Here is an 11,717-nt window from a genome sequence, read left to right as displayed (position 1 = left end):
CAATCTTATAACTGTTTTGTTTCAACTTCATCAAAATCATAGCCGGCTTTTTTAATCTGTTGAAAGATTGTTTCTTTATTTAGAACTGTTTCATCATAAGTAATTTTAACAGTTCGTGTTACAATTCCAATTTGAAATTTAATTTCCGGAATTTTTGTTAACTTTTTTTCAATTGCCATCGCACAACTACTACATGTTAATTCTGGCACATGAATTTTTACTACTGTCATTTTTATCATCTCCATTTCATATAGTTTCATTCTAGCACTAACGAAAAATAAACCAAGTAGTTCTTTTAAAAGAACTACTTGGTTTTTTTTGTAAACCGTCCATATAATTCATTAATTCGTTTTTCATATACACTATGTAATTTCGGTTGATAATAAACCATGCCCTGCATTTCCTTCGGAAGGTATTGTTGCGCGACATAATCATTTGGAAAATCATGTGGATATTGATAACCACGACCATTTCCTAATTTTTTTGCGGAAGCATAACTCGTATCACGTAAATGATGAGGAATTGGATAAAGGTTACCTTTTAAAACATCTTCATAAGCTTGATCTGTTGCTAAATAAGCACTATTTGACTTTTCACTTAAACACATTTCAACAATTGCTAATCCTAATGGAATTCGCCCCTCTGGTAATCCAATTTGACGAAAACTATCAATCGCTGTTTTAACATGAACCGCAATTGCTGGATTAGCTAACCCAATATCTTCATAAGCGATAATCAACATTCGACGTAATAATGCTTCGTGATCACCACTTGCTAATAAGCGTGCAAAATAATATAAAGCAGCATTAACATCACTACCCCGAATTGACTTTTGCAAGGCTGATTTTAAATCATGATGTTCATCACCCTCTGCAAAATTAATTAAATTAGCCGATGGAGCAAGATTATTAATAATTGTCACAGTAATTTCTTCTGTGGGATATAAATTTAAACATAATTCTAATATATTAATTGCAATTCGTAAATCACCACTTGCTAATTGACAAATTAATAGTAAAGCATCATTAGTAATTGTTAGTGGCAATTTTTTCTTTGTAATTATTTTCTGTAAACCAGTTAGCATTTCATCAACAGTAATTCGTTCTAATTTAATAATATTAGCTCGTGACCGTAAGGCTGGATTAATCACAAAATATGGATTTTCTGTTGTGCAAGCAAACATAATTAGGTGTCCATTTTCTAAATACTGTAATAAAATATCTTGCCGATCTTTATTCATCCGGTGTACTTCTTCTACAATAATAATAAATCGTTCAAAATTTGCTGCTTGCTTAATAATCTTCTCTAAATCTTGTTTTTTATCAATTTCAGCATTAAAAATTGCATACTCAAGTTGTAAATCATTGGCTAATGCTCGAGCAATACTACTTTTCCCAACGCCCGGATCACCATAAAAAATTAATGAACTTGCATAATTATATTTCAACATTCGTGAAATAACACCATTTTGATCATTAATAAGGTGGCTTTGCCCAATGATATCAGTTATTGTAGTTGGTCGTAAGACAAATGCTAATGGTTCAAACATTTTTTCGCTCCTAAATATTTTTTTACATCATAACATAAAAAAACTGATAATTATCAGTTTTATAATAAACCAATGCTAAACTTGGCAATATTGGTTTTGATTTTAATTCATAGTTGCTCTATGCTGACCATATTTGCTATTTTGGTATGCTCGTTAATTCTTATAGCAACTTGTAACATTTTTAATAATCTAATTCTTTTGTTTTATGATGTTCTTGGCGAATAATATCATAAATATCTGATTCAAATTTTTTTGTTCCGTTAATAACTGCTAATAATGGTTGTTCTCCAATTTTGGCTGGTAATTGTAATGTTTCTTCAAAGTAGTGATCAATTCCTTTAATTAAACCACCACCACCACAAATGGTAATTCCATTTCGGAAAATGTCTCCTGCTAATTCTGGTGGTGTTTCTTCTAACACTTGAACTGCTAAATCAATAATTCGTGATACTGGAACTTTTAAAACCTCACGGACTTCTTCTGGAGTTAATTCAATTTCTCGTGGTAATCCTGAAACAACATCGCGGCCATAAACTTTCATTTTTCGTTCATCACCATATTTTGCTAATGAACCAATTTCAATCTTAATCATTTCGGCTGTTTTAATTCCAATCTCTAGCCCATATTGAGAACGAACATATTTTAGAATTTCATCATTTAAATAATTTCCAGCAACTTTAACTGATTTTGATAAGACAATATCCCCTGAAGCAAGAACCGCAATGTCTGTCGTTCCTCCTCCCATATCAATCACTAAATTACCAAACGGTTTATAAATATCAACCCCGCCACCTAAAGCAGCCATTTTAACTTCTTCTTCAACAAAAACTTTTGTTGCGCCTAGATTCATCGCAATTTTTTTTAAAGCATTTTTTTCTAGTTCGGTAATAACTGATGGACAAGCTAATAACATAATTGAATTAGCTAATTGCTTCGTAACTCTTAACCGACTAAAAATATATTTTAATTGTGCTTCTGTTGCACGAATGTCTGTAATAACTCCATCAACCATTGGCCGAACAATTCTAATTGTTTTATTTCCTTTCCCAATCATCTTATATGCTTCATTTCCGACAGCAATAATCCGATTCTCTTTAATTTTATATGCCACAATGGATGGTTCATTATAAACAATTCCACTCCCTGAAATATAAACCAGAGTGTAAGCTGTTCCTAAATCCATTGATACAAAAGTTGGCTTCTTATTATTAAATATGGCCATATCAAATCCTCCTTAGTTAACATTATAATCTTTTTTCTTAATAAAAACAATAAGTTCATTCCTAAACTAGTACTAACGAATTCGTTTTCTTTTCCGAATAATAATTATGGCAATCGTAATTCCACCACCCATCAATGGAATAATTACTGCTGGTAATATTCATGCTAAATATTTTTTAGTATTAGAATTAATTTCTTCTTCTCCTGGTTGAATTGGAACTATTGGATGGGAAGGATTATCTGGATCTGTTGGATCTGTTGGATCAATTGGGTCAGTTGGATCAACTGGTGGTTTTGAACTATCAATATTATTTAGTAATTTAAATTCAGTATAACCTTTTGTTAAATCACTAGCATTGTTTGAATATACAATTAATTCTAATTCTTTATTATGTTCAGTATTATCAATAAACTCTGTTAAAATTGCATCATTTAAATCACCTGGTGTATTGTTATGACTAATTGGATCTTCATCTGGAATACCATTTGCTGAAATTCCATAATCAGCATTCAAAGTAATCGGATATTGATAAACTGCAATACCTTTTGCTACTCATTCTTCAATTCATATTCGTAATTGACTAGGTGAGAAATCTGCAAAATTATAAGATTGATTACGAAAACGTACTTTTGAAAGATTATAAACATTATTTGGATCATAATTTTTTGAATTTTTAACTTCAACTTTTGCTGTTCCAATTAGTAATGTTGAGGTTGGAGATGCTTCAACAAATAAATTCATATACTGTGGTTGCTCAGCATTATTTAACAAATCTGCTAAAACACTGTTATTCTCTGTAATATCAATATGATCTTTATTATAAATTTTATAATCAATTGTATACACTGCTTTTGGTACTTTTGAAGTAATAAATTCTGCTACTTCTGCTTTAATTATCCGAACAATTTCACCAAGTTCATGTTCATTCATCTTTACAATTGGTAAGTTTTTTTCTAATTTATAATAATTATCTGGTTCTGGAATAGCAGGGATTTTTTGTGCCATAATATCACTAGTATACTCTTTTCAATATGAAACCACTTGCTCATATGTTAAAGCAAAGATTTCTTTTGAATTTAAATTTTTATAAGTAATTAAAAAATTCTTTAGATGTTTCCCATGAATAGTTGTTCAGAAATTTACAACTAAATCTGGATTATTCATAATGTCTAAGAAACGAGGATAATTATCAAAACCATTTTTCCCAATTATTGCATATTTTTCATATGTTAATTGATCATTTGTTTTTGTAATATAATGTCATTTCCCAGTTTCAGATAAATAGTGTCCTTCTTGATCACTTGGAATTTGTTGCATTTTACCAGTAATACTGTTTGGATTATTTCCTTTTAAATCATCGCCAACTTGTTCTCTTGCTACATTAGCAATCTCTGGTGCATCAAAGATTTGTCGAATTCCCATACTCACTGCCGTTCCTTCAACAATATATCCCAAATCATATTCTGCTTTATTTTTAATTACTTCACCTTTTTCATTTAAAGGGTCAAATGGGAAATTATGGTCAGTTTTTCTTTTAACTCATACGATTTGGGATTTTGTTCCTGTTTCTGGATTAATTTCTGGATCATATTTTGGATTTGGTTTCCCATCAATTGTTGGGGTAATTAATTCCTTTTGATCCTTATTTTCTTTTGGATTTCAAGCATACCATTGAATTGATAATTCTGGGACTAGGTTATTAATCTCATAATCAATTTTATAACTCACATTCTGATTACCACTTTCATGAATAATTTCCACTTGATAAAGATTATTCTCTTTTGAATCCTTATCATTATTTCTTAAATCTTCCATTTTATAATTAAACTTATAGTCTAAAACAGGAACTTTAATGCCATTAACTTTTAAATACTCATTTCCATAATTTGGGGTCCCTGGTACTAGGGCATCAAATTGAACAGAAGCTGTAGTATGATATTGTCATTTTCCACCATATGTATCAGTAATTGGCGGTGAATCAGGTGCTAAAATTGGTTTATCTTCAACCATTCCATTTAAGGGATCAAATTGATCAACAACTTTACCTGGAATAATATTTAACCGTTCCTTCAACTGTTTTCCACAATAATTTCCCGAAAGTGATATTGCAACGGGTGTTTTAAATGTCCAAGTTACTGCTTCACCAGTTGATAATCGATTAAAAGCAATAACTGTTGTTATTTCATGTTTGGCATCACTAAAACTAAATGGTCGAATAAATTTTTCTCAATAAGAATATTCTTTTCCAAATCCTTGTTTTAAAACTTTATTCATTGCCGTTGTCAAATCATTCCCCTGACCTTTTGGGTCATAAATATTGCTCTCATCTTCAAGACTGCCAGAATAATCACTTGCAAACGAAAGTTTTTTTTCTAAAGCATTTTTAACACGACTATAAGTTGTACTTTCACTTTCAGCATTAGAAACAACATCCATTTGATTAACAATAAAAGTTGAACGCGAATCAGCATCATATCCTCCGAATTAATGATGTCAAGCATATGCTGTTGCCCAAAATTTTATTTTGAGGGTATTTCCATTTCATTCTCATTTAACTCTTCCTTTAGCAGAAGCAAACATTGAACCCCCTGTTCCTGATCATTCATAAAACATATATTCACCTGCTTTAGTAATATCAAATGTAAAATCATTTCGATATTATTTATGATGGCTATCTCAATCAGAATGTGTTCGTCCATAAGGATTTTTGACAATAATTTTTTTATAATAATTTAAAAATGTGCTTTGTGTCAAACCATATTTTGTGGTATCTAGCTCATAAATATGTTCTTTTTCAACTAATTTTTCTTCGCCATCACGCACAGCACCACCACCGCTAACCCATGCATAAGCTTCAACACTTACACCCGGATCAATTGTTATGGTTGGATGAGTTGGATCCATTGACATTGTTGTTTTATCCTGAATAAATGGAAATTGACTAAACTTTGCCATTAATGGATATGTTCACAAACTTATTCCAGTTAACAAAACTAAAAATACTTTCACTTTATTTCTCCATAAACCAAAAATAAAATCATATAATTATTAAATTTAATTATTTTATTTTTAACCTAGTCATTTGCCAAAATAAGATGGCCATCTACATACACGTAATTGTATCATATTCTTATCATAAAAAAAATAATTAATATTATTAATATTAATTATTTAAAATTTACTGTTTAAAAAACCTATTTTATTATTTTACTTATTTAATTAAATTTTATTTTCATTTTCTTTATTTAATTTTTCTAAAATTTCTTCACAGGTTTTAATTAAATTTTTAACTTTATTAATTTCATCTTCTCGATATGGGTCAGATGAAGTTGTCATTAATTTTAATTGTTTTTTTAAAATATCATTTTCATTTTTAATAATAGCAATTGCATTTTCTCTAATTTTCTTATCACTAAAATCACCATCATTTTCTAAAAATAAAATTTGATAATCACAATCATAGACAATTGCTTGATATTCATACATTTCAACCATATTTGCATCTATTATTTCTTGTAATTCAGAACACATTCTTGAACTACCACATATTTCCTGAATTGATTCTGATGAATTTAGTTCATCAATTTCTTTTTTTGCTTTTTCAAATAATTTTTGATTTTTTTCTTTTAGTTGCAAATAATAATTGATATCTTTTACTTCTTCTGGTGGTTCAATTGGTTTTAAATGAGGTGGATTTGAACCATAATTAAAACCTTTACATCCAAAAGTATAAATTGTTAATTGCATTGGTATACTGCATAATAAAATTCATAATATTTTTTTCATAATTTTTATCCTCTTGCTAAGTTTTAATTAACGTTCTTTTCTTTTGCCAGCTTTGTATTCTCGTTGGACATGATCATAAGAATGTCTTTTAACTTGTTTTATTCCTTTTGCAGCTATCTTCATAGATTTTCTACCAAGATAATTTGCTCCAATGCGTGCTTCTGTTTTCATAAAGTTTTTAGTTTGATTAAGATTTTTCTTAACTTTCCCTAACCTTCCTGTTGATGTTGGATTAACATCATATGAGTCTCCTCATGCAGATTTTGTTGATTCTCATCCATTTTTAACTGCCCATATTGAACGTCCAAGCGCATTACCCCCAACCCGTAATCCTTTTCCAATCATTCCTAAGGCTCCTGTTCTTGTTTCTAAAAAGCTTAGTGGTGATATTCCTTGACTTTGGTTTTGGTTCCCGCCACCACTAAAAGTATCTATTCCTGGAATGCCAGGAATACCTGATGAACCTTTTTTATTTTTCTTTTTCGCAAAACCAAGTGCTTTTTTAGCTACCTTCCCTGCTCCCATTGCGAACATTCCTGCTGCCATTGTACTTCGAATTGAATTAAGCCCATCTGACATTCCAATTGCTTCACCAATAAAAGCTGAAAGTAAATTTGTAATGCCTCAGACACCTAATGCTCCTCCTAAAATACAAATAATTTGTAAAAGCATTTTGGCATAGCCAGGAAAATCAGAGGGACCAAAATTAGGACCTGAAATAACATTAATATATATCATAAAAATATAATAAGCCACTAAGGCTGTTGAGGCTGCTAACATCTTTGATAACACCATATCTTTTCATGTTAATGCTCTTTTTCCTTCATCTTGCACCATCGTTGCCATTACAACTGGAGCAACTATAAAAAGAAATAATAATTCAAAAATCTTTTGTGTTAATGACATCCCCAACATTGCAATGGCAAAAAGAACAAACCAAACGGAAAAAATTTCAATAATTAAACTTCAATCCATAATATTACTTGGTGGCCCATAATCGCCTGGTTTACCAGTAACACCATTGCTATTTCCAATTCAATATAATACATCAGCTAAATTTTGGTCACTAGTTCCAAAAATCGTACTTAACATTCCCATAAACCAAGTAATAATTCCATTTAAAAAGAAAAAACCAATTGGAATGAAAAGAACAAAAATTCCAGCTAAACCAGTATATTTAAAGCATGCCATTAGTCTTGGTTGCATTTCTTTTGCATCTTTAAATTGTAATGTTAAATATTGGGTAATAAAAATTATTACTAAGAAAGCTACTGAAACAATGGCAAATTGCCAAAATGCAGTTGGAATATTTGACCAAGAAAAGCCTTCTTGTGAGTTAAATAATAAACTAAAAATTATTCCTGATGATAAAAATTCAAGAACTTTTGTAAAAACTGAAACCAACCCTAACGGGCCAGTAATAAAGATTCCTCATACTGCTTTATATATCCCAGTTAAAATTCAGTCAATGATACCTAAAAAAGGTAAATTAAATATTAATTCCATAAATCCCTACTTAGTAGGAGGTTCATAGCTTCCTGAACTATTAATTAATTCTGGTAGAATTGTGTTAATAAATATTGGTGCAAAAATACATAATGCTAACCCAAAAACACATCAGCAAACAGCATAAATTTGAATATTTCGTTGTTCAGGATCATCAGCAAATTTTTTAATTTTTAAACCATGTTTAATAATATATAAAATACAAATTGCCCCAGCAATAATTGAAACTGGTGATAATATCGCATTTAATAATACAACTACTAAATCGGCAGTTTTTGAAAAATCAGGTGCATCAGCTAGTAAACTTAATAGACTCATGATAATCCTCCTTTTGTAGCAATTTGTATTTTTAAAATTAATTTTAATATTTTACTTTTTAATTTAATAAAAAATTGTTTTGTCCCTTTTTTATTAAATTTGCAAGATGACTTATCAATATTAACATTATGATAAACCATCTTTTCTTCTTTTTTTAATTGTCAACTAAATGGTTGTGCCTTGTTAATCAAAAATATCCCCTGCATATTTTTTTCCTTTCCTTTTGTAATATTTTAATAAGAATTATTAAAATATAGCTTGTCATTTACCAAATACCTTTTCTCTTATAAAAAAATGGTCATTTACAAAAATAAACTTATTACTTTTAACAAATAAATTAAAAGATTATTATTCGTCATCACCAAAGTAATTTTGAATTCCTTTTTTGATAAGATGCTTAATTACATAAGCTAATGAATGTTCATCATCAATAAATTTTTGTAATTCCTCATATAATTCAATCGGAACTTTTAATTGTACTTTATAAGATTTACGTTTTAGTCTTTCCATTTTTCTTCCCTCATCTTAGTTTTCTAATAATTTAATCCCAAAGGCCTGTTGTTCAAAATCAGATAATTCAACATGTAAACAATGGCGATTATAATCTGTCACCATAAATAACATATCTCCTCGTTGTGCACCAGCACAAAAATTAATTTCTGATTCAGATAAACCTCCACTTGCACTATACAATTCACTTACATCATGTAAGTCTTTTTGTTTTAATTTTAAAATTCCAACATATTGCGCATTGTTCAGAATGGCAGATGCTTCTCGTTCTAATTCGGCAGTCATTCTAAAATCGGTTAAATTTTGTGTTACTAAAATTACCCCGCCATTAAAACCACGAATCATTTTTACTGTTTCAAATAGAAACTTTAGCGCTTGTGGATTGTCTTTGTCAATAACAATATGTGCTTCATCGACTGCTAAAATTATTTCATTGTCTGTATTAAATCGATTATTATTAATTTCTGTTCGAATATAATTAAGCATTAAAAACATTTGTGCTTTTAAAACTTTTTGTTTTGAATATAGTGTTTGAATATCTAAAACATTTAATAAATTATCATCTAAGGTAATAGTTGAATGTTTGTTCCATAAGGCAGCATATTTTCCATAACCAGTAAAATCATATTGAATAATTTTTGTAATTTTGTGGAGCATTTCTGCTTCACCAAGATCTGGTTCTAGCTTTGTTAAAAAATTGAGTAAATCATCAAAAATTGGTCAGTCATTATTTTCCATTTTATTAAATTTTTCTTCATTATTAATACCTAGTTTTAAATATAAATCTAAAATTCGTTGTGTTAAAAAACCAACTTCATCCATTTTTAAACTTGGATGGGTAAAATGAAAAAATGTTTCTAAAATTTGTAAATGGTCACCAATGATTGTATTAATATTTTGATATTGATCAATTTTTGCATTAATTTGTAGCGGATTAAAATTTCCTTTATGTCCAGAACCAACATCAATTCAGTTTCCATCATGATAATCACAAAGTTTCCCAAACTCTCGTTTTGGATCAATAATAATTACTTTTCTACCATTAATGATATGATAATTCAAAAATTTGCTAACAGTTGTTGTTTTACCACCTCCTGTTGTGCCAATAAATAGTGCATTTGAATTTTGAAAATCACCACCACGTTTAAATTGGTCCGTAAAAATTACATCACCCGTAGTGTTATAACCAACAAATAATCCTTTTTCATCTTCTAAAGCATTATTTAAAAATGGAAATGAATTTCCTAATGTTGCACATGGCATTTCATAAGAATTATGATATGCAGTTGGATCAGTTGGTTTTGGTAATAAGGCACTATACCCACTTATTTGTCGAAAAAATAAATAATCCATTTTCATATTAAGACTTTTTAATAAGATATGTAGTCTTTCTTCTGATTGTTTTAACATATGTCGATTAAAACCATAATTTAAGAAAATAACATTTACCCGTTTAATTTGTTCTTCTCCTGATGCAATTAATTGCACTAAGTTTTCAAACGATTCATATTCACGTTCTTTTTCTGAACGATTAACCGTTTTTTTAACAGAAAAATAATTAGTTCGGGCATTAATCATTGCTCGATGTAATTGTTCTTTAACCGCATCGATATTTGTATTAGAGATGTTAAAAATAACTGTACTATCTGTTGTACATAATTTTGCAGCTCAGCCATCTTGTGGATAGATTGGATAATTTTGAATTCCTTTAATAGAAAATTGGGCATCATTTATGCGGAAGCCACTTTTAGTAAAGGTAATATTATCTAATGCTAATAACTCATTAACATTATCTTGATACTCATCAATTTTTTCATTTGAAAACTTTTCATCAAATGGATTAAAAATCAGTTTAATTGTATTAACTAACTCATATTTATCCAAATCAATAGTTCGCAAATTAGTTTCAGTTAACTTCATTTTAATAATATGAATGTCTCGTTCTAATTTACTTAATGAAGTATCATATACAAATAAAACAAATACTTTACTAGTAAAAGAATAACCTAAAATACCAGCTTGATCTTCATAAAGCTTGCGATAACCTTCTAATTGTTCAAAACGGCTTTTATATCCTTTTGCGGTTAAAATTTCGTCTCTACGAAGATTAATTAATTTATCAACTGTTTTATCTAAATTAATAATATTTTTTTCTAAATCATAAGGTTTTTCAATTTTTACTAAACTTAATTGACAATCTGTTAAACGAAACATATTTGCCAATTGATTAAATTTTAATAATTGTTCATTTGTATCTAATGTTGTAATATTAAGTCCTTTAATTTCAATTGCACCAACATATCATTTTTTACCACCTTCTAAAACAGTAGTTTCAATACACATATCATGCAATTTCTTATATGGCATTAATAAGGATGTGTTATTATTTTTACTATAAATATCAAACTTTCTTTTTTTAGCTAAAAAAACAAATGCTCGAAAAATTATAATATAAATTTTTCCACTATATTTATCAGAATGAATTAATGTCATCATTAAAAATAAGAAAAAAGTAATACCAATAATTACTCTTAACATTATTGATAATGTGATTAAATTGTAACCTAACATAAATGCAAACATTGCATATGTTAAAGTTAAACCTAAATCAACTAACGAAAAATTATCCTTTAAGCGTAGCTTTTGTTTTTTCAACTGCGGTGGAATAATACTGTTATTCATTTAAGTTTTCCTTTCTCGCGAAAAGGGTCTAAAATTATAAACATTTTAACTATTAAAAATTAATATGAAGTTCTACTTTAAAATTATTTATTTCAAAAAATATACATTTTCATCTTATCACATTTATTTAAAAAAATTTATTAA

The 11,717-nt window shown here is 28.7% G+C and carries 9 protein-coding genes and 1 pseudogene; all 10 read right to left on the bottom strand.

Annotation, left to right across the window (positions count from 1 at the left end; genetic code table 4):
- Positions 1 to 5 precede the first annotated feature (5 nt).
- The 10 genes and pseudogenes from SPM_RS05565 to SPM_RS05520 all read right to left on the bottom strand — a co-directional run bounded on the left by SPM_RS05565 (position 6) and on the right by SPM_RS05520 (position 11,573).
- A complete protein-coding gene (locus tag SPM_RS05565; RefSeq protein ID WP_004028645.1) occupies positions 6 to 230 on the bottom strand; it encodes a heavy-metal-associated domain-containing protein in 225 nt (74 codons plus the stop codon).
- A 74-nt stretch (positions 231 to 304) separates the two neighbouring features.
- The gene (locus tag SPM_RS05560; protein WP_004028644.1) at positions 305 to 1,549 is read right to left on the bottom strand and encodes a replication-associated recombination protein A; all 1,245 of its coding nucleotides are present in this window, start codon (positions 1,547 to 1,549) and stop codon (positions 305 to 307) included.
- A gap of 181 nt (positions 1,550 to 1,730) precedes the next feature.
- The gene (gene mreB / locus SPM_RS05555; RefSeq protein ID WP_004028643.1) at positions 1,731 to 2,771 is read right to left on the bottom strand and encodes a rod shape-determining protein; all 1,041 of its coding nucleotides are present in this window, start codon (positions 2,769 to 2,771) and stop codon (positions 1,731 to 1,733) included.
- Between the two features lie 72 nt (positions 2,772 to 2,843).
- Positions 2,844 to 5,780, bottom strand: a pseudogene (locus SPM_RS05550) (Mbov_0399 family ICE element protein).
- Positions 5,781 to 5,990: 210 nt separating this feature from the next.
- Positions 5,991 to 6,557 carry a hypothetical protein gene (locus tag SPM_RS05540; RefSeq protein ID WP_004028639.1) on the bottom strand — a complete coding sequence of 189 codons (567 nt, stop codon included), beginning with the start codon at positions 6,555 to 6,557 and terminating at the stop codon, positions 5,991 to 5,993.
- A 27-nt stretch (positions 6,558 to 6,584) separates the two neighbouring features.
- Positions 6,585 to 8,063, bottom strand: a complete 1,479-nt coding sequence (locus SPM_RS05535; RefSeq protein WP_004028638.1) for an Mbov_0396 family ICE element transmembrane protein — start codon at positions 8,061 to 8,063, stop codon at positions 6,585 to 6,587.
- A gap of 6 nt (positions 8,064 to 8,069) precedes the next feature.
- Entirely contained in the window at positions 8,070 to 8,381 is a 312-nt protein-coding gene (locus tag SPM_RS05530) for an Mbov_0395 family pilin-like conjugal transfer protein (protein ID WP_004028637.1), read from the bottom strand.
- Positions 8,369 to 8,587: a hypothetical protein gene (locus SPM_RS05525; RefSeq protein ID WP_004028636.1), complete on the bottom strand. Its 219-nt coding sequence runs from the start codon at positions 8,585 to 8,587 to the stop codon at positions 8,369 to 8,371. Before SPM_RS05525 ends, SPM_RS05530 begins: the two co-directional genes overlap by 13 nt.
- Positions 8,588 to 8,729: 142 nt before the next feature.
- Positions 8,730 to 8,891 carry a hypothetical protein gene (locus SPM_RS06695; RefSeq protein ID WP_004028635.1) on the bottom strand — a complete coding sequence of 54 codons (162 nt, stop codon included), beginning with the start codon at positions 8,889 to 8,891 and terminating at the stop codon, positions 8,730 to 8,732.
- Positions 8,892 to 8,906: 15 nt separating this feature from the next.
- Positions 8,907 to 11,573 carry an Mbov_0397 family ICE element conjugal transfer ATPase gene (locus SPM_RS05520; RefSeq protein ID WP_004028634.1) on the bottom strand — a complete coding sequence of 889 codons (2,667 nt, stop codon included), beginning with the start codon at positions 11,571 to 11,573 and terminating at the stop codon, positions 8,907 to 8,909.
- Between the last annotated feature and the right edge of the window lie 144 nt (positions 11,574 to 11,717).

The organism is Spiroplasma melliferum KC3 (genome assembly GCF_000236085.2).
Classification (GTDB): Bacteria; Bacillota_I; Bacilli_A; order Mycoplasmatales; family Mycoplasmataceae; genus Spiroplasma; species Spiroplasma melliferum.
Note: the sequence above shows the minus strand (reverse complement) of the source record. Positions and strands in the feature narration are given on the sequence as shown.